Origin of the sequence: Microbacterium immunditiarum (assembly GCF_013409785.1) — a bacterium.
Taxonomy (GTDB): Bacteria; Actinomycetota; Actinomycetes; order Actinomycetales; family Microbacteriaceae; genus Microbacterium; species Microbacterium immunditiarum.
Genome location: NZ_JACCBV010000001.1, coordinates 3,660,424 through 3,684,309 on the forward strand (window position 1 = coordinate 3,660,424; position 23,886 = coordinate 3,684,309).

At 70.7% G+C, this 23,886-nt stretch carries 22 protein-coding genes; 13 read left to right on the forward strand and 9 right to left on the reverse strand.

All coding sequences use genetic code 11. The features are described from left to right. Window positions 1-40: 40 nt before the first annotated feature. From BJ991_RS17025 to BJ991_RS17040, 4 genes are all read right to left on the reverse strand, one after another. Window positions 41-1,513 carry an ABC transporter permease gene (locus BJ991_RS17025; protein WP_343048812.1) on the reverse strand — a complete coding sequence of 491 codons (1,473 nt, stop codon included), beginning with the start codon at window positions 1,511-1,513 and terminating at the stop codon, window positions 41-43. Next, complete coding sequence (locus tag BJ991_RS17030) at window positions 1,510-2,307, reverse strand: ABC transporter ATP-binding protein (RefSeq protein ID WP_179491954.1); 798 nt, start codon at window positions 2,305-2,307, stop codon at window positions 1,510-1,512. The genes BJ991_RS17025 and BJ991_RS17030 overlap by 4 nt, the downstream gene beginning before the upstream one ends. Window positions 2,308-2,421: 114 nt before the next feature. Beyond that, window positions 2,422-3,006, reverse strand: a complete 585-nt coding sequence (locus BJ991_RS17035) for a response regulator (protein WP_246301446.1) — start codon at window positions 3,004-3,006, stop codon at window positions 2,422-2,424. A 65-nt stretch (window positions 3,007-3,071) separates the two neighbouring features. Then, window positions 3,072-4,253: a sensor histidine kinase gene (locus BJ991_RS17040; RefSeq protein ID WP_218852965.1), complete on the reverse strand. Its 1,182-nt coding sequence runs from the start codon at window positions 4,251-4,253 to the stop codon at window positions 3,072-3,074. A gap of 128 nt (window positions 4,254-4,381) precedes the next feature. On the opposite strand from BJ991_RS17040, the gene BJ991_RS17045 reads away from it, so the two are divergent. The 10 genes from BJ991_RS17045 to BJ991_RS17090 all read left to right on the forward strand — a co-directional run bounded on the left by BJ991_RS17045 (window position 4,382) and on the right by BJ991_RS17090 (window position 14,483). After that, on the forward strand, window positions 4,382-5,230 hold the full coding sequence (locus tag BJ991_RS17045; RefSeq protein ID WP_179491957.1) for a nitrilase-related carbon-nitrogen hydrolase: 849 nt from the start codon (window positions 4,382-4,384) through the stop codon (window positions 5,228-5,230). A gap of 28 nt (window positions 5,231-5,258) precedes the next feature. Continuing rightward, window positions 5,259-6,695 carry a dihydropyrimidinase gene (gene hydA / locus BJ991_RS17050; RefSeq protein ID WP_179491959.1) on the forward strand — a complete coding sequence of 479 codons (1,437 nt, stop codon included), beginning with the start codon at window positions 5,259-5,261 and terminating at the stop codon, window positions 6,693-6,695. 2 nt (window positions 6,696-6,697) lie between these two features. Then, entirely contained in the window at window positions 6,698-7,714 is a 1,017-nt protein-coding gene (locus tag BJ991_RS17055; protein ID WP_179491960.1) for a TIGR03842 family LLM class F420-dependent oxidoreductase, read from the forward strand. 69 nt (window positions 7,715-7,783) lie between these two features. Next, the gene (locus BJ991_RS17060) at window positions 7,784-9,118 is read left to right on the forward strand and encodes an aspartate aminotransferase family protein (protein WP_179491961.1); all 1,335 of its coding nucleotides are present in this window, start codon (window positions 7,784-7,786) and stop codon (window positions 9,116-9,118) included. Window positions 9,119-9,151: 33 nt separating this feature from the next. Next, window positions 9,152-10,684 carry a CoA-acylating methylmalonate-semialdehyde dehydrogenase gene (locus BJ991_RS17065; RefSeq protein WP_179491962.1) on the forward strand — a complete coding sequence of 511 codons (1,533 nt, stop codon included), beginning with the start codon at window positions 9,152-9,154 and terminating at the stop codon, window positions 10,682-10,684. Window positions 10,685-10,821: 137 nt separating this feature from the next. Further along, entirely contained in the window at window positions 10,822-11,457 is a 636-nt protein-coding gene (locus tag BJ991_RS17070) for a helix-turn-helix domain-containing protein (protein ID WP_179491963.1), read from the forward strand. Beyond that, window positions 11,454-12,209, forward strand: coding sequence for a hypothetical protein (locus tag BJ991_RS17075; protein ID WP_179491964.1), 756 nt, complete (start codon window positions 11,454-11,456; stop codon window positions 12,207-12,209). Before BJ991_RS17070 ends, BJ991_RS17075 begins: the two co-directional genes overlap by 4 nt. Before the next feature lie 110 nt (window positions 12,210-12,319). Then, window positions 12,320-12,766: a DUF6069 family protein gene (locus BJ991_RS17080; RefSeq protein ID WP_179491966.1), complete on the forward strand. Its 447-nt coding sequence runs from the start codon at window positions 12,320-12,322 to the stop codon at window positions 12,764-12,766. Next, window positions 12,763-13,884 (forward strand): histidine kinase, encoded by a 1,122-nt coding sequence (locus tag BJ991_RS17085; RefSeq protein WP_218852966.1) that lies wholly within the window; start codon window positions 12,763-12,765, stop codon window positions 13,882-13,884. The genes BJ991_RS17080 and BJ991_RS17085 overlap by 4 nt, the downstream gene beginning before the upstream one ends. Then, window positions 13,881-14,483, forward strand: a complete 603-nt coding sequence (locus BJ991_RS17090; RefSeq protein WP_179491967.1) for a response regulator transcription factor — start codon at window positions 13,881-13,883, stop codon at window positions 14,481-14,483. Before BJ991_RS17085 ends, BJ991_RS17090 begins: the two co-directional genes overlap by 4 nt. Before the next feature lie 62 nt (window positions 14,484-14,545). On the opposite strand, the gene BJ991_RS17095 is transcribed toward BJ991_RS17090, so the two are convergent. After that, window positions 14,546-15,520 (reverse strand): diacylglycerol/lipid kinase family protein, encoded by a 975-nt coding sequence (locus tag BJ991_RS17095; protein ID WP_218852967.1) that lies wholly within the window; start codon window positions 15,518-15,520, stop codon window positions 14,546-14,548. Between the two features lie 20 nt (window positions 15,521-15,540). Next, complete coding sequence (locus BJ991_RS17100; RefSeq protein WP_343048813.1) at window positions 15,541-15,987, reverse strand: Lrp/AsnC family transcriptional regulator; 447 nt, start codon at window positions 15,985-15,987, stop codon at window positions 15,541-15,543. A gap of 77 nt (window positions 15,988-16,064) precedes the next feature. Between BJ991_RS17100 and BJ991_RS17105 the strand changes: the two genes are divergently transcribed. Both BJ991_RS17105 and BJ991_RS17110 read left to right on the forward strand, forming a co-directional pair. Beyond that, the gene (locus tag BJ991_RS17105) at window positions 16,065-17,483 is read left to right on the forward strand and encodes a DUF6421 family protein (RefSeq protein WP_179491968.1); all 1,419 of its coding nucleotides are present in this window, start codon (window positions 16,065-16,067) and stop codon (window positions 17,481-17,483) included. Beyond that, window positions 17,476-18,147 carry an SDR family NAD(P)-dependent oxidoreductase gene (locus BJ991_RS17110; protein WP_179491969.1) on the forward strand — a complete coding sequence of 224 codons (672 nt, stop codon included), beginning with the start codon at window positions 17,476-17,478 and terminating at the stop codon, window positions 18,145-18,147. The genes BJ991_RS17105 and BJ991_RS17110 overlap by 8 nt, the downstream gene beginning before the upstream one ends. A gap of 61 nt (window positions 18,148-18,208) precedes the next feature. On the opposite strand, the gene BJ991_RS17115 is transcribed toward BJ991_RS17110, so the two are convergent. Beyond that, window positions 18,209-19,327, reverse strand: coding sequence for a Kelch repeat-containing protein (locus BJ991_RS17115; protein ID WP_179491970.1), 1,119 nt, complete (start codon window positions 19,325-19,327; stop codon window positions 18,209-18,211). Window positions 19,328-19,336: 9 nt separating this feature from the next. Continuing rightward, window positions 19,337-20,899 (reverse strand): MFS transporter, encoded by a 1,563-nt coding sequence (locus BJ991_RS17120; RefSeq protein WP_425487537.1) that lies wholly within the window; start codon window positions 20,897-20,899, stop codon window positions 19,337-19,339. Between the two features lie 69 nt (window positions 20,900-20,968). Here BJ991_RS17120 and BJ991_RS17125 point away from each other — a divergent pair, with 69 nt between their 5' ends. Continuing rightward, the gene (locus BJ991_RS17125; protein ID WP_179491971.1) at window positions 20,969-22,042 is read left to right on the forward strand and encodes a beta-eliminating lyase-related protein; all 1,074 of its coding nucleotides are present in this window, start codon (window positions 20,969-20,971) and stop codon (window positions 22,040-22,042) included. A gap of 66 nt (window positions 22,043-22,108) precedes the next feature. Here the strand turns inward: BJ991_RS17125 and BJ991_RS17130 are convergent, their stop codons facing one another. After that, window positions 22,109-23,854: a DivIVA domain-containing protein gene (locus tag BJ991_RS17130; protein ID WP_218852969.1), complete on the reverse strand. Its 1,746-nt coding sequence runs from the start codon at window positions 23,852-23,854 to the stop codon at window positions 22,109-22,111. Between the last annotated feature and the right edge of the window lie 32 nt (window positions 23,855-23,886).

Below are 23,886 nucleotides of genomic sequence, written 5' to 3' on the forward strand. Positions count from 1 at the left end.
CCCCGGCCGAAGCCAGGGCCGGGGCATCCGTCTCACCCGATCACTCCGCGAGCGCCTCGACGGGCGCCACGCGGGTCGCGAGCCGCGTCGGCACCACCGCGGCCACGAGGGTGAGCACGATCGTCCCGACGACGATCGCGAGGACCGGCCACAGCGGCACTGCCGGCGCGACGAAGTTCCCGACGCGCGGGGCATCCGGGTCGATCGGAACAGAGCCCAGCAGAGACTGCGCACCCGCCCACCCGTAGGCGATCCCGAGCACGAGTCCCGTCGCGAGCGCGGCGATCGTGAGGTGGGCGGCCTCGAGCAGCACGACGCGGCGCACCTGGCCGCTCGAGAGCCCGAGCGCGCGCAGCAGGCCCAGCTCGCGGCGACGCTGCACGATTCCGAGGGTCAGCAGGTTCACGAGGCCGACCGCCGCGATCACCGCGGACACGGCGACGATCGCCATCATGATGGCCGAGAACGAGTCGATGACGGTCGTCATCTCCTCAGGCAGCTCGCCGCCGGCGGACTTCGTGAGCACCGCCTTCACGCTCTCGAGCGCGACCGCGAACATCGTGACGAGCGTGACGCCCATGACGACGCCGATGGCCATGCGGCTCGAGCGCTCGGGGTAGCGCAGTGCGTTCTCGGCGGCGAGGCGCGCGACCGCGGTGCGTCCGAAGGCGCGGCCCACGAGCCGCAGCACGGGAGGCATCACGAGCGTCGCACCGAGCGCGATGCCGGTGAAGGAGATGATCCCGCCGAGGAACGCGATGAAGATGCCGAACACCGAGAGGAGCCCCGCCGCGATGCCGAGTGCGAGCAGTCCGCCGCCGATGATCACGAGCACGAGCGCGACGATGTTGCGCCCGCTGCGCTTCGCGATGCGCTCGTGCGAGGTCTCGACCGATCCGCCGAGCGCCTGCAGCGGGGTGACCGCGAGCACCCGGCGCGAGCCCGCCCACGCGGCGGCCCACGTCGTGAGCGCGACGATGACCGCAGGCGCGAGGAGCACCGCCTGCACGACGCTGTACTCGACGCCCGACAGGCCGAGCAGCTGTGTCATGAGCGCGGCTCCCGCCGCCGACAGCGCGGTGCCGGCGACGAGCCCCGCGAACGCGCCGATGATCCCGACGACGAGCCCCTGGCGCGCGACCTCGACCCGCTGAGAGCGGGCCGACGCCCCGATGAGGCGCAGCAGGGCGATGCGCCGCGTGCGGCCGGCGACGACGGTCGAGAACGTGTTCGCCGTGACCATCGACGCGACGTAGACCGCGACCGCGACGAGCAGCACCGCGAGGATCGCGACGACCGCCGCGAGCGTCTCGCTGTCACCGATGTAGGGGTCGGCCCGCAGCATCGCGCCGATGTAGCCGGTCGCCGAGATGAGCACGACGCCGAACGCGGTCGAGATCGCCGACACGAGGATGCTCGCGCCCATGCCGCGGTCGCGCAGCCACGAGAGCGATCCGGATGCGGCGGCCCGCGGCATCCGCGACACCGCATCGGCCGTGGCGACGGCGGTCACGCGCGCACCTCCTCGGCGACGGGCGCCGCACCGGTCGTGCCGAGCTCGGACGCGAGCATGTACGCCGAGATCTCCTCCGCGGTCTGCTGCGGCTTGTCGGCGACGATGCGGCCGTCGCCGAGGAACAGCACGCGATCGGCGTGAGCCGCGGCGATCGGGTCGTGCGTGACCATCGCGATCGACTGTCCGTGCTCGCGGCTCGCCTCGGCGAGGAGCGCGAGCACCTCGCGACCCGAGCGCGAGTCGAGGTTGCCGGTCGGCTCGTCGGCGAACACGAGGTCGGGCGCGGTCGCCAGGGCGCGCGCGATCGCGACGCGCTGCTGCTGGCCGCCGCTCAGCTCGTGCGGGCGGTGGTTCAGGCGCGAGCGCAGGCCGAGCGAGTCGATGAGACCGTCGATGCGCGCGCGCTCGAGGGCCGACGGCATGCGGCCGTCGAGGTCGAACGGCAGCAGGATGTTGCCGAGGGCGTCGAGGGTCGGCACGAGGTTGAACGACTGGAACACGAACCCGACGCGCCGGCGGCGCAGGATCGTGAGCTCGAGGTCGGAGAGGCCCGTGATGTCGGTGTCGCCGATCCACGCGCGGCCGCCGGTCGGGGCGTCCAGGCCCGCCATGAGGTGCATGAGCGTGGACTTGCCCGAGCCCGACGGGCCCATGATGGCGGTGAACTCTCCGCGACGGATGCCGACGCTCACGTCGTCCAGAGCGCGCACCGCCCCCTCGCCCGAGCCGTAGGTCTTGGTGACGTTCTGCACCCGGGCGGCGAGGCCCAGGTCTGTCGAGGTGATGTGCATGTCTGCGACGCTACGGATGCCGGTGGGGCGGTCGCGTCGGCCCGGAGGCGCATCCGCGTACATCCGAAGGATGATTCCCACCCCGGCGCTTCGTCTCGCTGACGGAGCGAAGCGCTACGCGAGCCCGTGCTCGTACGCGAACACGACCAGCTGCACCCGATCGCGCAGGCCGAGCTTGGTGAGGATCCGGCTGATGTGCGTCTTCACCGTCGCCTCCGACAGGAACTCGCGCGCCGCGATCTCGGCGTTGGACAGGCCGCGCGCGGCGAGCGCGAAGATCTCGCGCTCGCGCTCGGTGAGGTCGGCGTACTCGCGCGGCGGCGCGCTCTGCGCGGGTGCGGAGAAGTGCGCGAACAGGTCGCGCGTCGCCGACGCCGCGATCACGGCAGACCCCGAGTGCACGGTGCGGATCGCCGCGAGCAGGAACTCCGGCTCGGCGTCCTTGAGCAGGAACCCGCTCGCCCCTTCGCGGATCGCCCGGGCCGCCGCTTCGTCGAGGTCGAACGTCGTGAGCATCACGATGCGCGGCGGGTCGGGGTCGCGCAGCAGCTCGGCCGTCGCCGTGAGGCCGTCCATGACCGGCATCCGGATGTCCATCAGCACGACGTCGGGCCGCGACGCCCGCACGACCGAGAGGGCCTCGCGCCCGTCGGACGCCTCGCCCACGATCTCCAGGTCGGGCTGCGAGCCGACGAGCATGCGGATGCCGGCGCGGAACAGCGCCTGGTCGTCGACGAGCACGACCCGGATCGTGCCCGCAGCACTCACGACGCGCCCCCGATCGGCAGCGTCGCGCGCACGACGAAGCCGTCGCCTTCGGCGCCCGCGTCGAGGCTTCCGCCGACCAGCTGCGCGCGCTCGCGCATGCCGATCAGCCCGTGACGCCCACCCGTCGGCTGCTCGGCCGGGACGGTCGTCGCGAGCGGGTTGCGCACGTCGAGCTCGACACGATCCGGATGCCACGACAGCCGCACGACGACGGGGCCCGTGCCGTGGCGAAGGGAGTTCGTGAGGGCCTCCTGCAGGATGCGGTACACCGCGAGCTGGACCGCCGCGGGCGGCGTGCCGACGGGCATCGGATCGACGTCGACGCGCAGCTCGAGCCCCGCAGCGCGCACCTGGGCGTAGAGCTCCTCGAGGTCGGCGAGCGTCGGCTGCGGGCCGTCCGCCTGCGAATGACGCAGCTGGGTGAGCAGCAGCCGCACGTCGGCGAGGGCCGAGCGCGCGGTGCTGGAGATCGTGCCGAGGGCGGCGGTCGCGGCATCCGGATTCTCCGCCGCCGCGTACCGCGCACCGTCCGCCTGCGCGATCACGACCGCGAGCGAGTGCGCGACGACGTCGTGCATGTCGCGCGCGATGCGCACGCGCTCCTGCTCGGCGATCGCGTCCGCCTCGGCCCGCTGCTGCGCGAGCCGGTTCTCACGCGCGCGGATCGCCGTGCGCACGAGGGCGCCCGCGGTCCACGAGAGCATGAGCGCGAACGTCGCCGCGATGTAGACGGCGACCGCGACGCTGATCGTGTCCCAGCTGAGGCCTCCGCTGCCGGGACCCGCGTACAGGTACAGGGTCGCCACGAGCGCGCCGCCCAGCGCCGAGGCGAGGCCGACCCAGAACACGCGGTCGGAGCCGTAGGCGGCCGCGGCGTACAGCACCGCGAAGACCGCGATATCGACCAGGCTCGGCATCCTGCCCGACGTCATCTGCAGGATGGCGGCCGCCCACGCGACGGCGAGCGCGAGCGCCGGCGACAGTCGGCGGACGGCGAGGGCCGCCGCGAACAGGACGACGACGATCCCGCCGAGCACGAGCGACAGCACGCCCCCGGAAAGCGGCGTGCCGAGGGCGCGCTGCGATACGAGCTCCAGCGGCACCGCGACCGTGAGGAAGAACAGCGCGACGACGATGTCGACGATGAGCTGGTACGTCTTCAGCGGGCGGAGCACCATCTCACGCTACGTGAGGCCGGATGCCGCGGCATCCGTCGCGAGATGTATCCGCGCGCCGTCGCGCGAAGCTCTTGTCCCGCGACGACACAGGCTCTACGGTGCCCACACAAGCGGAGAGAGGAAACACGATGACGACGGTACGTGCGGCGATCTCGCAGACGACCTGGACGGGCGACAAGGACTCGATGCTCGACAAGCACGAGGGCTTCGCCCGGGATGCGGCGGCCCAGGGCGCGCAGGTCGTGTGCTTCCAGGAGCTGTTCTACGGCCCCTACTTCGGCATCACGCAGGACAAGAAGTACTACCGCTTCGCGGAGCCCGCCGACGGCCCGATCGTGCAGCGGTTCGCGGCCGTCGCGAAGGAGCTCGGGGTCGTGATGGTGCTGCCGATCTACGAGGAGGCGCAGACCGGGGTGTACTACAACACGTCCGTGCTCGTCGACGCCGACGGCTCGATCCTGGGCACCTATCGCAAGAACCACCTGCCGAACCTCGAGAAGTTCTGGGAGAAGTTCTACTTCCGGCCCGGCAACCTCGGATACCCCGTGTTCGACACCGCCGTCGGCAAGGTCGGGATGTACATCTGCTACGACCGGCACTTCCCCGAGGGCTGGCGCGAGCTCGGGCTGGGCGGCGCGCACATGGTGTTCAACCCCAACGCGACCAAACCCGGCCTGTCGAACCGCCTGTGGGAGATCGAGGGTCCCGCAGCCGCCGTCGCGAACGGCTACTTCGTGCTGCAGCCCAACCGCGTCGGCCGCGAGGACAACGAGTACGGCGAGGACGCCGTGACGTTCTACGGCACGAGCCAGGTGATCGACCCGCGCGGCGACTTCGTCGGCGAGCGCGGCTCGAACGAGCACGAGGAGCTGCTGGTCCGCGATCTGGATCTGGACATGGTCCAGGAGATGCGCGACGACTGGCAGTTCTACCGCGACCGCCGCCCCGACACGTACGGCGACATCGCCGCACCGTGACCTGCGTCCGGACACGGAAGGATGAGGAATGGCAACGACACTGATCAAGGGCGGCACCGTCGTCTCCGCCACGGGTCGCGGCGAGGCGGACGTGCTCATCGACGGGGAGACCATCGCGGCCGTGCTCGCGCCGGGCTCGCAGCTGCTGGGAACGGATGTCGCGGCATCCGTCGACACCGTCGTCGACGCGACCGGCAAGTACGTGATCCCGGGCGGCATCGACGCGCACACCCACATGGAGCTGCCGTTCGGCGGCACGAACGCGTCCGACACGTTCGAGAGCGGCACGCGCGCGGCCGCGTGGGGCGGCACGACGTCGATCATCGACTTCGCGGTGCAGCGCTACGGCGAGCGCGTCGAGGACGGCCTCGCCGCGTGGCACGAGAAGGCGCGCGGCAACTGCGCGATCGACTACGGGTTCCACCAGATCATCGGCGGCGTCGACGACGACTCGCTGCGGGCGATGGACTCGCTCATCGACGAGGGCGTGACGAGCTTCAAGCTGTTCATGGCGTATCCGGGCGTCTTCTACTCGGATGACGCGCAGGTGCTCAAGGCGATGCAGAAGTCCGCCGAGACGGGGTTGCTCACGATGATGCACGCTGAGAACGGCCCCGCGATCGACGTGCTCGCCGCGCAGCTCGCCGAAGCGGGCAAGAAGGCTCCGTACTATCACGGCATCGCGCGCGCGTGGCAGATGGAGGAGGAGGCCACGCACCGCTCGATCATGCTCGCGAATCTCACGGGCGCGCCCCTCTACGTGGTGCATGTATCGGCGAAGCAGGCGGTCGAGCAGCTCGCGTGGGCGCGCGACCGGGGTCAGAACGTTTTCGGCGAGACGTGCCCGCAGTACCTGTACCTGTCGCTCGAGGAGCAGCTCGGCGCGTTCAGCGACGAGTGGGGGCAGTTCGAGGGCGCGAAATGGGTGTGCTCGACTCCCCTGCGCAGCCGCGCCGAGGGCCACCAGGACCACATGTGGCAGGCGCTGCGCACGAACGATCTGCAGATGGTCTCGACCGACCATTGCCCGTTCTGCATGAAGGACCAGAAGGAGCGCGGGAAGGACGACTTCCGCGCGATCCCCAACGGCATCGGCGGAGTCGAGCATCGCATGGACCTCATGTACCAGGGAGTGGTGACCGGGAAGATCACGCTCGAACGGTGGGTCGAGCTCACCAGCACGACCCCGGCGCGGATGTTCGGCCTGTACGGGAAGAAGGGCGTCGTCCAGCCGGGCGCGGACGCCGACATCGTCGTGTACGACCCGAACGGCCACACGTCGATCGGGTACGGCGAGACGCACCACATGAACATGGACCACTCCGCTTGGGAGGGCTTCGAGATCGACGGGCACGTCGACACGGTGCTCTCGCGCGGCAAGGTCATCGTCGACGGCGGCGAGTATCTGGGGCGGCCCGGCGACGGGCAATACCTCAAGCGCGGCCTCTCGCAGTACCTGGTGTGATCATGGACTTCGGCGTCGTCCTGCAGACCAACCCGCCCGCGGCGCGCACGGTGCAGCTCGCCAAGCTCGCCGAGGCGCACGGGTTCTCCCACGTGTGGACGTTCGACTCGCACCTCCTGTGGGAGGAGCCGTACGTCATACACTCGGCGATCCTCGCCGAGACCCACCGCGTCACGGTCGGACCGTTCGTGACGAACCCCGCGACGCGGGACTGGACGGTCACGGCATCCGTCTTCGCCACCCTCAACGAGATGTACGGCAACCGCACGATCTGCGGAATCGGCCGCGGCGACTCTGCGGTGCGTGTGACGAACGGCAAGCCCACGACGATGGCCGAGCTGCGCGAGTCGATCCATGTGATCCGCGAGCTCGCCAACTCGCGGCCGGTCGAGTACAACGGCGCGACGCTGCAGTTCCCGTGGAGCCGCGGCTCCGAGCTCGAGGTGTGGGTCGCCGCGTACGGGCCCATGGCGCTCAAGGTCGCCGGCGAGGTCGGCGACGGCTACATCCTGCAGCTCGCGGACGTCGACATCGCGGCGTGGATGATCAAGACGGTGAAGGACGCCGCGGTCGCCGCCGGCCGCGACCCCGACTCGCTCGCGTTCTGCGTCGCCGCTCCGATGTACATCGGCGACGACCTCGCGCACCAGCGTGAGCAGTGCCGGTGGTTCGGCGGGATGGTCGGCAACCACGTCGCCGACATCGTCGCGAAGTACGGGCATCACGGGATCATCCCCGACGCCCTCACCGAGTACATCGAGGGCCGCAAGGGCTACGACTACAACACGCACGGGCGCGCCGAGAACGACCACGTCGACTTCGTGCCCGACGAGATCGTCGACCGCTTCTGCATCCTCGGCACAGCGGACGAGCACATCGAGAAGCTCAAAGCGCTGTCCGAGCTCGACGTCACGCAGTTCGCGGGTTACCTGCAGCACGACAACAAGGAGGAGACCCTGAGGATCTACGGCGAGACGGTGATCCCGGCGCTGACCGCGCACGTGCGGGCGAAGTCCTGACGTCGAGTCGCTCGATCGGTCGGTGAAAACGGCCTCGACAGGTGCGAGGACCGGCGGGAGGATCGAGACATGAGCACCGAAACCGACACCGACGTCGACCTGGATGCCGAGGCCCGCCGCATCGACCGCGAGCACGTGTTCCACTCGTGGTCCGCGCAGGCGCACCTCGACCTGCCCGTCATCGCCGGCGGCCAGGGCACGACGGTGTGGGATCACGCGGGGAACCGGATGCTCGACTTCGCGAGCCAGCTCGTCAACGTGAACATCGGGCACCAGCATCCGGCCGTCGTCAAGGCGATCCAGGAGCAGGCGGCGCAGCTCGCGACCATCGGCCCGGCCACGTCGAACCTCACGCGCGGGCGCGCGGCGGAGAAGATCCTGGCCAAGGCGCCCGAGGGCTTCGAGAAGGTGTTCTTCACGAACGGCGGGGCGGATGCCGTCGAGAACGCCATCCGCATGGCGCGCCTGCACACCGGCCGTGACACGGTGCTGTCGACCTACCGCTCGTATCACGGCAACACGGGCGCGGCGATCGTCGCGACGGGCGACTGGCGACGGATGCCGAACCAGTACGCGCGCGGGCACGTGCACTTCTTCGGGCCGTACCTCTACCGTTCCGAGTTCTGGGCCACGACGCCCGAGGAGGAGTCGGAGCGCGCGCTCCACCACCTCGAGCGGGTCATCCAGTCCGAGGGGCCCCAGACGATCGCCGCCCTGCTGCTCGAGTCGGTGCCGGGCACCGCGGGGATCCTCGTTCCGCCGCCCGGATACCTCGCCGGGGTGCGCGCGCTCGCCGACACCTACGACCTCGTGCTCATCCTCGACGAGGTGATGGCGGGCTTCGGGCGTACGGGCCGGTGGTTCGCGTTCCAGGGCTACGACGTCGTCCCCGACCTCATCACCTTCGCGAAGGGCGTCAACTCGGGGTACGTCCCGGTGGGCGGCGTCATCATGTCGGAGCCCATCGCGAAGACGTTCGACGAGCGCGTGTTCCCCGGCGGACTCACGTACTCGGGGCATCCGCTCGCCGCCGCCTCGATCATCGGCGCGCTCGACGCGATGGAGAGCGAGGGCATCGTCGACAACGCCCGCCGGGTCGGCGCCGAGGCGATCGGTCCCGGGCTGAAGGAGCTGCAGGCGAGGCATCCGCTCATCGGCGAGACGCGCGGAGAGGGCGTGTTCTGGGCGATGGAGCTCGTACGGGACCGCGAGACGCGCGAACCCGTGGGCGTCGACGTCATCGGACGGCTCAAGAAGGAGCTCGTCGCGAGGGGCCTGATTCCCTTCACGGCCGAGAACCGCATCCACGTCGTCCCGCCCTGCGTCGTGACCCCCGAAGAGGTCGCCCAGGCGATGTCGATCTACGATGAGGCTCTGGGCGTCGTCGAAGCGGATGCGCTCTGAAGTCCCCACGAGGGCAGTTTCAAGGAGGAGACCATGACCGACACCACGACTCTGGAGCGGACCGCCGAGTCCGCGACCACGATCCTCGACCATTGGGTCGACGGGTCCGCCTGGACCGGTGAGTCCGAGCGCACGGGGCCCGTGTTCAACCCCGCGCAGGGCCGCGTCCAGAAGGAGGTGCGCCTCGCCTCGGCAGCCGATGTCGACTCCGCGGTCGCCGTCGCCACGGGCGCGTGGACGCAGTGGCGCGACACCTCGATCGCGAAGCGCCAGGCCGTGCTCTTCAACTTCCGTGAGCTGCTCAACCAGCGCAAGGACGAGCTCGCCGCGATCCTGACCGCGGAGCACGGCAAGGTGCTCTCCGACGCGCTCGGCGAGATCGCGCGCGGCATGGAGGTCGTCGAGTTCGCGTGCGGCCTCGGCCACCTGACGAAGGGCGCGTACTCCGAGAACGTCTCGACCGGCATCGACGTCTACACGCTGCGCCAGCCGCTCGGGGTTGTGGGCATCATCAGCCCCTTCAACTTCCCTGCCATGGTGCCGCTGTGGTTCTTCTCGGTCGCGCTGGCCGCGGGCAACGCCGTCCTGCTGAAGCCCTCCGAGAAGGACCCGACCGCCGCGAACTGGATGGCCGAGCTTCTGAAGGAAGCCGGGCTGCCCGACGGCGTGCTCAACGTCGTGCACGGCGACAAGGAGGCCGTCGACCGGCTGCTCGAGCACCCCGACGTGAGGGCGATCTCGTTCGTCGGCTCGACCCCGATCGCGAAGTACGTGTACGAGAACGCCACCCGCAACGGCAAGCGCGTGCAGGCGCTCGGCGGCGCGAAGAACCACATGCTCGTGCTGCCGGATGCCGACCTCGATCTCGCCGCCGACGCGGCCGTCAACGCGGGCTTCGGCTCGGCCGGCGAGCGCTGCATGGCGATCTCGGTCGTGCTCGCGGTCGACACGATCGCGGACGAGCTCGTCGAGAAGATCTCCCAGCGCATGGGGACGCTGCGCATCGGCGACGGCACACGCGGCTGCGACATGGGTCCGCTCATCACCGGACAGCACCGCGACAAGGTGGCGTCGTACATCGACGTGGCGGCGCAGGACGGCGCATCCGTCGTCGTGGACGGCCGTGGCGTCGAAGCCGACGGCGACCCCGACGGCTTCTGGCTCGGCCCCACCCTCATCGACAAGGTGCCCACGTCGTCGTCGGTGTACCAGGACGAGATCTTCGGCCCCGTGCTGTCGATCGTCCGCGTCGAGGGCTACGAGGGCGGCCTCGACATCATCAACTCGAGCCCGTACGGCAACGGCACGGCGATCTTCACGAACGACGGCGGTGCGGCCCGGCGCTTCCAGCGCGAGGCGACGGTCGGCATGATCGGCATCAACGTGCCGATCCCGGTGCCGGTCGCGTACCACTCCTTCGGAGGCTGGAAGGCCTCGCTCTTCGGCGACGCGAAGGCGTACGGCCCTCACGGGTTCGAGTTCTTCACCGCGGAGAAAGCCGTCACGTCGCGCTGGCTCGACCCGTCGCACGGCGGGCTGAACCTGGGCTTCCCCCAGCACGACTGAGGACCGCGCAACCGTGTGACCGGCCTCGCTGAGGCGGTCCGGTCACACGGCTCTCGGTTGCGTGCCGATGCGTCGGGGCGAATGCCCGGCTTGGCACTGACGTGACACACCTCTATGATCGAACCAAGAGGAGTGTCATGCTTAGCGTTCAAGAGTATGCGAAGGCGTCCCGGCTGTCGCCCGCTCGTGTCTACCAGCTCATTCAGGCTGGGCAGATCCCCGCGCAGAAGGTCGGGCGTGCGTGGGTGGTGGACGAGTCCGCCCTGCGCCGCAAGCCGATGTCACGCCGGTCGCTGAGCCCGCGGATGGCGCACCTCGTGCTGGATGCGCTCGCCCAGGAGAAGCCTGCCGGGATCGACTCTCGCCGCTGGCTGCGCGCGCAAGCGCACGCCGATGCGATCACGTCGGCCGAGAACCCCGCGGCACTGCTGCGAGACCTCATGCGCAACCGCGGACAGCGTCTCGACCTCCGCGTTCAACCGGACTTCCTCGGCGAGCTCCGCTCGGATCCGCGCGTTCACGCCTCCGGCTTCAGCGACCCCCGGTCCGGGATCGACGACAGACGACAGCTTGAGGGACACGTCCGGCCCGCTGACCTCGCAGCAGTCCAGGCCGACTTCATGCTCATCCCCCACCCGGAGGCGAACGTCCGGCTGCACGTGTCGGATCGACCGCCTCGAATCTCGGAGAGCATCGCGGACCTCGCCGATTGGGACGGCCCGAGAGAGGACGGAGAAGTGGCTCGGATGCTTGAAGCGGGGCTCCCCAGGTGACGGTCGCAATCACGCTGCCCGACAGCACCCCGCAGGCGGCCCAATCGTGGCACGGAATGCTCGCCATCTCAGAGAGGATCGGCCCGGAGGGGTGGGCGGTCGTCGGCGGGCAGATGACGGTTTTGCATGCGACCGAGCGCGGCTTCGACCTCCCGCGGGTGACCGACGATGGCGACATCGCTGTCGCTGTGCGCGCCTATCCCCGGCGGCTCAAAGACGTCACGCAGGCCCTGCACGACCTGGGGTTCAAGGTCGACAACGACCGCGGAGACCTTCCTTTCGCGGAGGCTCGGGATGAGACACGGTACCTGAAAGGGTCGGCACGAATCGATCTGCTCGTCCCCAAGGGCCTGCGACCGACGAGCAACGCGATCAAGACGGTGCGCGGCGGGCGCGTCCTGGCATCCCACGGCGTGCAGCGAGCGCTCGAGCGCTCGGAGCCGGTAGTCGTGACCGTCGAACGAATCATCGGCACGGTGCTTCGTCCTGACCTGCCCGGCGCGATCGCCGCGAAGGCAGCCGCCTACCAGCAGGAGAGCGGGCCGAAGCGGGATCGCCACCTGCTGGACATCGTCACGCTGGGAAAGATGCTCGGACCGGGAGACACCCGCCGTGAGCCGTGGAACAGGAGGGAGCTCGCCCGTGTCCAGGCCGCGGTCCGGGCCATCGGCTCGGGTGGACGTCTCTCCGTCTCGACGACGGACGTGACGACGGCTGTCGACCTGATCGAACTCTTCGCGCGCCGCTCGTAGCCCGCTCGGAACACGGTGATACGAGACCGCGCTATCCGGGACATTCGTCCTGCCCGATCGAGGACCGACGGTTCTGCCGCCTCGCGCCGGCCGTCCGTAGGGTCGAGCGCATGTTCACTCGTCGTCGAATCATCCGTCTTCTGACCATCCCCGCCGCAGCCCTCGCGGCCCTCGTCGTGTGGCTCATCGAGGTGCCCGTGCTGGGCACCGAGCTCGAGGCCGTCACGGGTACCGGCTCCGCCATCACCGTCGGCGCCGTCGTGACGGCGGTCGTCGCGGGCTTCGCGGCGATCCCCGCGTGGCTCGTGCTCGCGGCGTTCGAGAAGTGGACGCGGCATCCGGTGCGGTGGTTCGTCATCACCGCGGCCGCGTTCCTCGTCGTCTCGCTCGCCGGTCCGCTCGGGGGCACCTCGCCGGCCGCCGTCGCGGGCCTCGCGGCGCTGCATGTCGTCACCGCGGTCACGGTCACGGGCGTGCTGCTGGCCTCGCGGGCGGTCGGCGCGTCGGCCGACGCGGCCCCCGCCGAGCGCGCGGTAGCCTACGGCGACGGGAGGTGATCGCGATCGGCGCAGGCGCGGACGACTTCCGGTTGCGGGCGTTCCGCTGGATGGGGCGCCACCGGTGGGGGTGGATCGTCTCCATCTGGACGCCGGTGCTGATGATCGGGCCGCTCATCGCGACGATCCAGGACCCGACGCCGGTCGCGCTCGCGGCCCTCGCGGTCGTGCCGGGCCTCTTCGCGACCTTCGTGTGGCTCGCGATCGAGACGCCGGACTGGACACTTCGCGTCATCCGCCCCCTCGCCCTCACCGCGCTCGTCGGCGCGTGCACCGCTGTCGTGACCTCGACGGGTGAGGGATGGATCTCGGCATGGGGCTTCGCGGGAGTCGCGGCCGCGATCGGCTTCCCCGCCCTCGGCAGCGCGATCGCGCTCGTAGCGTCGGCGGTCGTGGCAGCGGCGACGACCGCGACGGTCGCGCCGCACACGATCGTGGCGGCGGCCGCGACGGTGCTCTTCAGCGGGATCGGCGCGTTCGTCATCCAGCAGCTCGCCGTCAGCAACGCCGAGCTCGAGCGCACACGGCGGCTGCTCGCCCGCTCCGCCGTCGAGGAAGAGCGCCTGCGCTTCGCGCGAGACCTGCACGATGTGGCCGGGCACACACTGTCGGTCATCGTCGTGAAGGCCGAGACGGCGCGGCGGCTGGCGCCGACTGACCCGGATGCCGCGGCCGAGCACGCCGCCGATATCGAGCGCCTCGGGCGCGACGCCCTGCGTGAGCTGCGCACCGCGGTCGCCGGCTACAGGCGGTCGTCGCTGGACGCCGAGCTCGAGCGCGCGCGCACGTCTCTCACCTCGCGCGGCGTGGACCTCGCCGTGCGCAAGGACGCCGGGGACCTCGACGCCGAGATCGACGCGCTGTTCGCTTCGGTCGTGCTCGAGGCATCGACGAATCTCCTGCGTCACGCGATGCGCCCGACGCTGTGCCGTGTGACCGTGACCGCGGGGCCGTCTCGCGCGTCGATCGAGGTCGAGGACGACGGCGTCGCCCCGCCGCCCGTGCGCGAGGGCACCGGCCTCACCGGGCTGCGCGAGCGCGTGCGGCGCCTCGGCGGCGAGCTCGTCGTCGAGGCGGACGGCGGCGGCATCCGTCTGCGGGCGGAGGTGCCCGCATGAGGGTGCTCATCGCCGAGGATCAGGCGCTGCTGCGCACCGCCCTCGCGACGCTCCTCGAGCTGGAAGGCGACATCGAGATCGTCGCGCAGGTCGAGAGAGGCGACGACATCGTGCCGGCGGCGGAGCGCACCCGGCCCGACATCGCGCTCCTCGACATCGAGCTTCCCGGCCGCAGCGGGCTTGACGTCATTCCCGACCTGCGGGCAGCGGTGCCCGACTGCCACGTCGTCGTGCTCACGACGTTCGCCCGGCCGGGCTACCTGCAGCGCGCACTGCAGCTCGGGGCGCGCGGCTTCCTGCTCAAGGACGCCCCCGCGACCCACCTCGCCGCCCAATTGCGTTCTGTGGCGGGAGGATCCACCGTCGTGGATCCCGACTTCGCGACCACCGCGCTCCGCGCCGAGCCGAATCCGCTCACGGACCGCGAACGCGAGGTGCTGCGGGCGTGCGAGAGCGGAGCGTCGATCGCCGCGATCGGGTCGCTGCTCCACCTGTCGAGGAGCACCGTGCGAAATCACCTCTCCGCAGCGATCGGCAAGACCGGCACCGCGAACCGCATCGAGGCGGCCGTGCTCGCGCGCGGGCGGGGGTGGCTGTAGCCGCGGGCGGAAGACGTCCGCGGGCCCGGGCGCTGAGCGAGCGCAGCGAGACGAAGCGTCGCTCAACGCGCCTCCGACCCCGGCGCGTACACCGTCACGGCCCGCGGCACGATGACGCAGCGAAGCCGGAACCCGCCCGCCGGCCGCTCCTCGAGCTCGCCGTCGTGCACGTACACCGACGGGCGCTCGGGTTCGACGCATACCGTCATGTCGAAGCCGGGCACCACGAGCCGCTCGACATCCGAGCGCGGCGGCATGAGCTTCAGCGCGTGGAGGACGGCGGCGGTGCGCTTTCCGAATGCGAGCGACGCGATGGCCCGCATCCGTGTCCCACTTGCATGGTGGATGCGGACGTCGAGAGTCGGCTCTTCGAGGTTCTCCCGCTGCATCGTCGCGACGCGCATCGGATCGCTGCGCCCGACGCCGACGAACACCGACCAAACGCGCGCTCGCCGCCCCTCGCGCACGATCGTGAGCGGCTCGGCGCTTCGGAGGGTGATCCACGCCGCGACGATGCCGCCGAGCCACTTGCCGAGTCGCGCGCGCCGGCGGTCGCGCTGGTCGATGAGCTCCGGGTATGCGCCGACCGACACCGCATTGAGGGCGAGGACCGGAGGCCCGTCGTCGGCCGTCACTTCGACCGCGCTCACCTCGACGGTCGATCCGCTCTCGAGCGCGTCGATCGCGGTCTCGACGTCCACGACGCCCGCCGACCGGGCGAAGTGGTTGAACGTGCCGCCCGGCATCACCAGCAGCAGCCGGTCGTGCTTGCGGGCGAGCTCGGCCATGCGCGACACCGATCCGTCGCCTCCGTACACGCCGAGCACGGAAGGCGGGTCCGTGGCCGCCATCGCAGTGTCGACGACGTCCGCCAGATCTTCGCCCTCGCCGAGCTCGCGCACATCGGCCTCGGGCAGCCGCTCGGCGATGAGCTCCGCGGGATCCGCACGGATGACCGCCGTGCCGGATCGCGTGTTGCGCACGATGAGCACCCCGTGGCCGCGGGCGACGGCGGTCGGCTCAGGGGCGGCGGCCATGAGCCGAGGCTACCCGCAGGTCACGCGGGCGGGATGGGCCTGTTCTCGAAGAACGTCTGCAGGACGACGGTCGTGCGCGTGTTGACGGATGCGGCCTGCCGGATCTCGCGGATGAGCGCCTCCAGGTGCCGCGGCGTCGCGACGCGGACGAACAGGATGTAGCTCGCGTCGCCCGCGATCGAATGGCAGGCCTCGATCTCGGGAAGGTGCCCGAGCAGCTCGGGCGCGTTGTCGGGCTGGCCGGGGTCGAGCGGTGTGATCTCGATGAAGGCCGACAGCGGCTTGCCGACCGCCTCGGCGTCGATCACGGCCCGGTATCCCGAGATGACGCCGCTGCCCTCGAGTCGCTTGAGACGTGCTTGCACGGCCGACACCGACAGCCCGACGCGCTCGGACAGCTGGGCCAGCGTCGCGCGCGCGTCGCGCGACACCTCCGTGATGATCGCCAGATCGACAGGGTCGTCCACGCATGGAAGAATACCTGTTGAGTCTGGCACTCGCCGGAATTCTTACGTCAACTCGTCCTCAGGATCGGAGGTTCCCAGTGTCTACGACAACGCCCAACGCGAAGTCCATCATCGGAGAGCCCGAGGTCGTCGAGGACGCGACGAGCCTCGAGCAGACCCCCGCCTGGCTGCGCCTGAAGGACGCGGCCACGGCGCTGCAGGCGATCCAGGCGCAGGACGGATCCGTGCCCGTCGAGGCCGACCACGCCGAGGCGCGCACGTGCGTCGAGGCGATCGTCGAGGCCATCCGCGAGCTCGCCCCGCGGTTCCCGCACGACGCCGAGTACCTCGCCGCGTCGATGCACGACTTCGAGCGCTGGGCGGACCGCGGGTTCGGAGTCCCCGACTTCTACGACTCGCTCGTGGCCTTCCAGCCCCAGCAGCACCGGGTCGACGGCATCCGTCATCTCGTCGTCTTCCCGATGTACACGCAGAACGGGTCTCGCAACCGGTACGTGGAGGCCGTCCTCGTCGAGGTCATCTGGCCCGACTTCGTCGCGGAGCTCGAGGCGGGCGACTACGGCAACAAGCTCTTCGTCTCGCTGCGGCTCATCGACTTCACGCCCGGCTACGACACGAACTCGGCCGTGCTCTTCCCCGAGACGGTCGCGATGCGCGAGATCCCGACCTTCACGTGGGGCGCGATCTTCCAGGACCGCGAAGCGGCCCGCTACCGGCGCGTCGTGCGCGCGGCGGCCGAGATCACGAAGCTCGAGCTGCCGACCGCGGCTGCTCGCATGCTCGACGACCAGACGCTCGCCGAGAAGACGTTCGTGATGTGGGACATCATCCACGACCGCACGCACATGCGCGGCGACCTGCCGTTCGACCCGTTCATGATCAAGCAGCGGATGCCGTACTTCCTGTACTCGCTCGAGGAGCTGCGCTGCGACCTGACGGCGTTCCGCGAGTGCGTCGCGATCGAGAAGCGCCTCTCCGCACGCGACGACCTCACGGCGACCGAGGCCGAGATGCTCGAGCACGCGAAGCTCGTGCAGTACGCGGTCATCTTCGACCGCGTCTTCCGCTTCGCGATCACCGGGTCGCGCGTGCGGAACTACGACGGCCTCGGGGGTCAGCTCCTGTTCGCGTGGCTGCACCAGCGCCGCGTCCTGCACTGGACCGATACGGCACTCGCGTTCGACTGGGACGAGGTCCCCGGGGCCGTCGTGGCTCTCGGCGACGAGATCGACGAGCTCTACTGGCGGTCGATCGACCGGCCCAAGACGGCGCATTGGCTCGCGGCGTACGATCTGGTCCGATCCGTGGTGGAACCGAACCCCGCTTCGCTCTGGGCACGGGGGCTTCCGGACGAGATCCTCGCCGGGTCGCCGAAGGACTACACCGACGCCGTGCTCGACGACGAGTTCCCCTTGTCGATGTTCTTCGAGGCGCTCGAGAAGAAGATGCGCCCCGTGATCGAGTCGACTTCGGGCATCCGGGGAACGGATGCCTGACAACCGGCGGCTGGTGCTCGTGGCTGGGGCGACGAGCACCAGCGGCCTCGCGGCCGCCCGCGCCCTGTCTGGGGCCGGTGTGCGGGCGGTCGCGGTCGGCCGTGATCCCGAGAAGCTCGGGCGGCTGGCCGAGGCGGTTCCCGGGGTGCGCACCGAGGTGTGCGATCTGACGGATGCCGCGGCCGTCCAGTCCCTTGCCGAGCGAGTCCGCGAGACCGACGGCCGCATCGACGGGCTGTTCCATCTCGTCGGCGGTTGGCGCGGGGGCGGAGGGCTCGCGGGGCAGAGCGACGAGGACTACCGCATCCTCGAAGCGTCGTTCACGGCGCTGCGGCACGTGACGCGCACGTTCGACGACGACCTGCGGGCATCCGAAGCCGGACGGCTGGCGATCGTGTCGTCGACGGCGGTCGCCCGGCCGCTCGCCGGCGGCGCGAACTACGCGGCGGTGAAGGCCGCGAGCGAGGCGTGGACCCGCGCGGTCGCGCACGGATTCGCGAAGGCGGCACGCGATGCCGGCGAGCCGCTGCGCGCGGCGGCCGTGATCTTCCGCGTGAAGGCGCTCGACGGGCTCGAAGACACGGTCGCGGACGCCTTCGTGAAGCTGTGGGACGCCGACGCGGCCTCGATCAACGACACGGTCGTCACTCTGCCGCAGGACTGATCGCCCGACGCGGCCGACCGGGACCCGCGACTCGCGGGGCTCCGACTTTCGCGGGGGGCGCTCAGCCCGTGAGTTCCTCGAGGTCGATCACGAAGCCCAGTCGCGTGAGGTCGATCGACTCGTCGTACCCACCCAGGACGACGAGCACGCCACCGGTCACGCCGAGCGTGGAGAACGACGCCACGGCGTCCCGGGCCGCGTCCACGACCGAGGCCTCGCCCGAGGCGACGTCGATCACCTCGATGCCGGGGGCGCCTCCGGCGACGACCACGCGGCCGTCGGGGAGAAGGGTCGCGCCGAGCTTGTAACGCCCCACCGTGAGATCGGGTCCGGGTCGGAAGCTCTGCGACTCCGCGTCGAAGACCTCTGTCGACCTCAGCAGCTCGCGGTCGTCGGCGGTACCGCCCACGATCAGCACGTCACCAGCGGGCAGGGAGACGGTCGCGTGCTTGAACCGCGCCTGCCGCAGCGGCCCGACCTCTGTGACGGTGCCGTCCGGACACACGGTCAGCGCCAGGTCTGTCGGCACCGCGGATTCCACCTCGCCCCCGACGAGAAGGACACAACCACTCGGAAGCGACGCGGCACCGACGCCCACGACGGGTCTGGGGAGCAGCGGCCCGGGGCGGAACGTCGCGGTCACGGGGTCGAAGATCTCCGTCGTGTCGGTGAAGCCGCCGGTCCTGGCCCAGCCCCCGGCGAGGAGCACGGTGCCGTCGCCCAGTAGAGCCGCCCCGTGCCCTCCGCGGCCGGTCGTGAGCGCGGCGACCTCGGCCCACCGCTCGGTCTCGGGATCGTAGATCTCCGCGGTGTCGAGCGCAGGGGTCCCCTCCGCGGCGAAGCCGCCCGAGACGAGTACCCGCCCATCCGCGAGCAGGGTCGCGCTGTGGGCGTCGCGCACGTAATTGAGCGACGCCGTCCGCCGGGCGTCGCGCCCCTCGATGATCCAGCTGTCGGCGGCGGCGGTGCCGCAGCCGTCCGTCACGCACCCTCCCACGACGAGCAGGCGCCCGTTGTCCAGTGCGGTCATCGTGTGTGCCGCGCGAGCGGCGAGCTCGGTGGGTATCCGCGCGGGTGACTCGACGACTCGCGGCTCCTGATCCGGAGCGGATTCGGCGGTGCACGCCGTGAGCGCGGCTGCGGCCGCCACCGCGAGGACGGCCGCTCTCGACGGCCTCATGGGGCCAGGCTACGCGCGGCGCTTTCCGTCGACCACGCCCCCGATGACGTCCTTCGTCGACGGCGGTCCGACGTCGATGGGCGCGGCGCCCGCGCCGTTGGGCGACGGATCCGTCGCGCCCGCGCCGGGTCGAGCCTCCTCGACGTCACCGCCCTGGGCCGGGCCATCCGTCTCGCCTTCGGCGTCGCCGCCCGCTTCCGCGTCGGCGTCCGTGAGGCCCTCCTGGTACTCCGCGGAGAGGATGCGGTACGACGGCGTCAGGAACGCGAGCAGCGCGACGGCCACGAGGATGAGACCCGCGAACAGGAAGATGAGCGCGATGCCGCGCGCCTCGCCCTCGCCGAGCAGCCAGCCCCACGTCGCGCGGCCGCTGTCGGTGTCCATGTACGGGATGATGAGGAACTCGGCGATCGGGGCGATGAGGAACGCCGTGATGGGCGCCGTCGCGGACTCGATCGCCGCCGCGAAGCCGAAGACGCGCCCTTGCCGGCGGAATGGGACGACCTTCTGGATGACCGTCTGCTCGGCCGCCTCTGCCGCCGGGATGATCGCCATGTAGGCATAGATGCCGACGATGTACAGCCACGACCACTCGCGGATCGTGAAGAGCGCGCCGAGCACGCCCATCGCGATGACGACGAGCAGCAGCGTGCGGATCGGGTTCCGCCCGAGCCCCCACTTGGCGACGACGAGCCCTCCGACGATGAAGCCCGTCGCCGTGATGCCGAGGACGACTCCCCACCACTGAACCGTGAACAGCGTGAGGCCGTAAGGGTCCATGAGCGCGATGTAGGCGCCGCCGATGAAGTTGTTGAACGTCGAGAACAGGATCAGGGCGAACAGCCCCTTGACGGCACGGACGGCCCGGATGCTGCCGCGGAAGTCGAACGCCTTGGCGCGGTTCTCGTCGGGATCGGGCTGCTCTTCTGGGATGCGGAAAGTCAGCAGGTGCAGGAACGCGATCGCCGTGGCGACGAGTGCGATCGCAAGCGTTCCGCCCATGCCGAGGAAGCCGACCGAGAGGCCCGAGAACACGCTCGTGACGACGAACGCGATGCCCTGAACGGTGCCGACCATGCCGTTCGCGTTGGCGTGGCGCTCGACCGGCACGAGCAGCGTGACGGTCGTCGACAGCGCGATGTTGCGCAGGTTCTCGATGACCGCGCCGAACAGGATGATGCCGGTGAACAGCCAGAACCACGGGCCGGTGATGTCGACGAGCACGGATTCGGGCTGGGCGAGGTACAGCGCGCCGGCGACGAGGAACGACGCGAGCGTCACCAGGCTCGAGAGGACCATGACGCGCTGCTTGCGGTGACGGTCGACGAGCGTGCCGAACACCATCGAGAAGACGGCGACGAGCAGCATGTAGCTGCCGCCGACGATGCCGGTGGCGAGCACCGACCTCGTCTCGAGGTAGACCCAGAATGTCAGCGCGAACCACAGGAAGCTCGTCGTGACGTTCGCGGCGGCGGTGTTCACGAGCACCTGGAAGAAGATGCGCATGCCGTTCGGCGGGGGCACGACCGTTCGCTGCGCGGCTGTGGAGGGGCCGGGGGCGTCGGAGGACATGGGGTCGAACCTACGCCGCACCTCCGACACGGAAAACCCTCGTGCCGGCGTCGGCTAGATTTGGAACCCGTGACCCCGATCCACGATCCGAGCATCCGCGGCTTCGCATCCGACAACTACTCCGGCATCCACCCCGAGGTGCTCGCGGCGATCGCGGCCGCGAACGAGGGCCACCAGGTCGCGTACGGCGAAGACGTCTACACCGAGCGCCTCCAGGAGGTCTTCGCCCACCACTTCGGCGAGCGCGTCGAGGCGTTCCCCGTCTTCAACGGCACCGGCGCGAACGTCACGGGACTGCAGTCGATGCTCCCCCGCTGGGGCGCCGTCGTGGCCGCGTCTACGGCCCACATCAACGTCGACGAGGGCGGTGCGCCTGAGCGCGTCGCGGGCATCAAGATCCTGAACGTCCCGACCGAGGACGGCAAGCTCACGCCCGAGCTCATCGACCGGGAGGCGTGGGGGTGGGGCGACGAGCACCGCGCGCAGCCCCTGGTCGTCTCGATCACGCAGTCGACCGAGCTCGGAACGCTCTACACGCCCGACGAGATCCGCGCGATCGCCGACCACATCCACCCTCTCGGCATGCACCTGCACGTCGACGGCGCGCGCCTCGCCAACGCGGCGGCCTCGCTCGACCTGCCGTTCCGCGCCTTCACACGCGATGCCGGCGTCGACGTCCTGAGCTTCGGCGGCACCAAGAACGGCGCGATGGGCGCCGAGGCGGTCGTCGTCCTGAACCCCGAGGCATCCGCCGGTCTCACGTACCTGCGCAAGCTCAACATGCAGCTCTCGTCGAAGATGCGGTTCGTCTCGGCGCAGCTCATCGCGCTGCTCGAGGGCGACCTGTGGCTGCGCAACGCGCGCCACTCGAACGCGATGGCGCAGCGCCTTCGCTCCGGCATCGAGGCGGGTCTCGCCGACGGATCGGTCCGCGGCGTCGGCTTCACGCAGAAGACGCAGGCCAACGGCGTGTTCGCGACGCTGCCCGACGGCGTCGCCGACCGGCTGCGCGAGTCGTTCCGGTTCTACGACTGGGACGCCGCGCGCAACGAGGTGCGCTGGATGTGCTCGTTCGATACGACGGAGGAGGACATCGACGCGTTCCTCGCCGCGATCGCGCGCGAGACGGCGTCGGCGGCGTAAGCCGACAGACGACGGATGCCGCGCCCTCGCGGCACGCGGCATCCGGTTCGTTCGATCCAGCGTCGGTCAGGCGGCCGTCTCGTCGCGGTCGTCCTCGCGGGGCTCGCCGCCGTCGTGGTCGTGCGGCTGCTCGCCCTCGGCGTGCTCGCCCTCGTGGTGCGCGAACCGCGCGACCTCGGCGCCCTCATCCGCGGAGTTCTCGCCTTCGCCCTCGGAGACCTCGCCCTCGTGGAACCGGCCCTCGGGGCGCTGCTCCTCGGGGGACTCGGCTTCGGACCGCGTCTCCTCGGCGTCCTCGGGCTCGCCGTCGCGGGCCTCGTCCTGCGGCGCCTCGTGCGATTCGGCAGCCTCCGGCGCCTCGGCGGCACCTGCCGCGCGCGCCTCGCCGAACGGCGCGGCCTCCCCTTCGGTCGACCCGCCGTCGGCCGGCTCGAGGTCGACGACGGCGACGTCGCCGATCGGCATGTCGGGACGGATGAGCTCCTTGACCTCGGACATGAAGCTCATGAGCTGATGCTGCTGCCAGCGGAGCTGGCGCGTGCGGTCCTCGGCGTCGCGGAGCACGGCCTGCGAGTGCGCCGTGACGGTCTCGATGATGCGCTCCGCCTTGGCCCGCGCACGGTCGAGCACGTCGCGAGCGCGCAGGTTCGCATCGGCCTCGAGCTGCTGGGCCTGGGCGCGCATGAGCCGGTCGAAGTCGTCAGCCTTGCCGGCGACGCGCTGCGCGTGCTCGAGCGATGCGGCGACCTGCTCGTTCGCGTCCTGCGTGATGCGCTCGGCATGGGCGACCGCCTGGTTGTGGAGCATGAGGAACTCCTGCTGCGCGTCGTCCTGGCGCCGCGTGAGCGACTCCTCGAACTCGAGCGCGCGCATCCTGAGCTCGCGCACGGCCTCTTCGGCCTCGGCGCGCATCTGCGACGTCTCGCGCGCGACCATCGAGCGGAGCGCGGCGGCGCCCTTCTCGGCCTCGCTGCGGATCGCCGCGGCCTCCTGCTCGGCCTGCGACACCTTCTCGGCCGCGTGCGCGGACTCGCGCTCGAGGCGCGCCTGGTGCGCCATGAGCTCGGTCTCGATGCGCAGGCGGGCCTGGTGCGCGTCGCTCTCGGCCTGCGCGCGGATGCCGTCGGCCTCGGCCTGGACCTCGCGACGACGGTTGACGACCTCTTCGCGGGCTGCCTCGAGCAGGCGGTCGGCCTGGACGCTCGCGTTGCGGATGATCTGGCTCGCCTGCTCTTCGGCGACGCGCAGGATCTCCTCGAACTGCGGGCGGTCGGACGCGTTGCCGTTCTCGACGAGCTCCTCGGTGAGCGTCGCGACCCGCTGCTCGGCCTTCGCGGCGCGAGCGTTCGCGGCGGTGAGCTCGGCCTCGAGCCGCTGGACGGTCTCGCGCGTGTCGCTCGTCGCGCTCGCGACCTCGGACTGCAGGCGCTGCTCGGCCTTGAGCGCCCGCGCGTTCGCGGTGGTGAGCGCGGCCTTCATCCTCTCGAGCGCGTCTCGCGCGCGATTCTCGGCCTCTTCGAGACGCGCCTCGTACTCGGCCTCGAGCTGCTCGACGGCCTCGCGGCTCTGCGAGTTCGCCGCGTCGGTCACGCGGCGGTAGCGCTCCTCGAGGAATGCGATCTCGTCGCCGCCTGCGCGCAGACGCGCCGTGAGCCGGGCGACCGCGGCATCGACCTCGTCCTTGTCGTAACCTCGGAACACCGTCGTGAACGACGCTCCCGTGGCGGGCACGGTGTCACCGCCGATGAGCTCGTCGAACGGGCTCGCCTCGTCGCCGCCGGCCTGACGGCCCGGCACCTGCTGATCCGACATGTGACTCTCGCTTCTGTTCTGCTGCTGTGGGG

What these genes read in the sequence shown, in the direction of transcription:
- BJ991_RS17030 (WP_179491954.1), bottom strand. Translation starts at nt 2,307, where the DNA reads ATGCACATCACCTCGACAGACCTGGGCCTCGCCGCCCGGGTGCAGAAC.
- BJ991_RS17035 (WP_246301446.1), bottom strand. Translation starts at nt 3,006, where the DNA reads ATGCTCGTCGGCTCGCAGCCCGACCTGGAGATCGTGGGCGAGGCGTCC.
- BJ991_RS17040 (WP_218852965.1), bottom strand. Translation starts at nt 4,253, where the DNA reads ATGGTGCTCCGCCCGCTGAAGACGTACCAGCTCATCGTCGACATCGTC.
- BJ991_RS17045 (WP_179491957.1), top strand. Translation starts at nt 4,382, where the DNA reads ATGACGACGGTACGTGCGGCGATCTCGCAGACGACCTGGACGGGCGAC.
- hydA (WP_179491959.1), top strand. Translation starts at nt 5,259, where the DNA reads ATGGCAACGACACTGATCAAGGGCGGCACCGTCGTCTCCGCCACGGGT.
- BJ991_RS17055 (WP_179491960.1), top strand. Translation starts at nt 6,698, where the DNA reads ATGGACTTCGGCGTCGTCCTGCAGACCAACCCGCCCGCGGCGCGCACG.
- BJ991_RS17060 (WP_179491961.1), top strand. Translation starts at nt 7,784, where the DNA reads ATGAGCACCGAAACCGACACCGACGTCGACCTGGATGCCGAGGCCCGC.
- BJ991_RS17065 (WP_179491962.1), top strand. Translation starts at nt 9,152, where the DNA reads ATGACCGACACCACGACTCTGGAGCGGACCGCCGAGTCCGCGACCACG.
- BJ991_RS17070 (WP_179491963.1), top strand. Translation starts at nt 10,822, where the DNA reads ATGCTTAGCGTTCAAGAGTATGCGAAGGCGTCCCGGCTGTCGCCCGCT.
- BJ991_RS17080 (WP_179491966.1), top strand. Translation starts at nt 12,320, where the DNA reads ATGTTCACTCGTCGTCGAATCATCCGTCTTCTGACCATCCCCGCCGCA.
- BJ991_RS17090 (WP_179491967.1), top strand. Translation starts at nt 13,881, where the DNA reads ATGAGGGTGCTCATCGCCGAGGATCAGGCGCTGCTGCGCACCGCCCTC.
- BJ991_RS17095 (WP_218852967.1), bottom strand. Translation starts at nt 15,520, where the DNA reads ATGGCCGCCGCCCCTGAGCCGACCGCCGTCGCCCGCGGCCACGGGGTG.
- BJ991_RS17110 (WP_179491969.1), top strand. Translation starts at nt 17,476, where the DNA reads ATGCCTGACAACCGGCGGCTGGTGCTCGTGGCTGGGGCGACGAGCACC.
- BJ991_RS17115 (WP_179491970.1), bottom strand. Translation starts at nt 19,327, where the DNA reads ATGAGGCCGTCGAGAGCGGCCGTCCTCGCGGTGGCGGCCGCAGCCGCG.
- BJ991_RS17120 (WP_425487537.1), bottom strand. Translation starts at nt 20,899, where the DNA reads ATGTCCTCCGACGCCCCCGGCCCCTCCACAGCCGCGCAGCGAACGGTC.
- BJ991_RS17130 (WP_218852969.1), bottom strand. Translation starts at nt 23,854, where the DNA reads ATGTCGGATCAGCAGGTGCCGGGCCGTCAGGCCGGCGGCGACGAGGCG.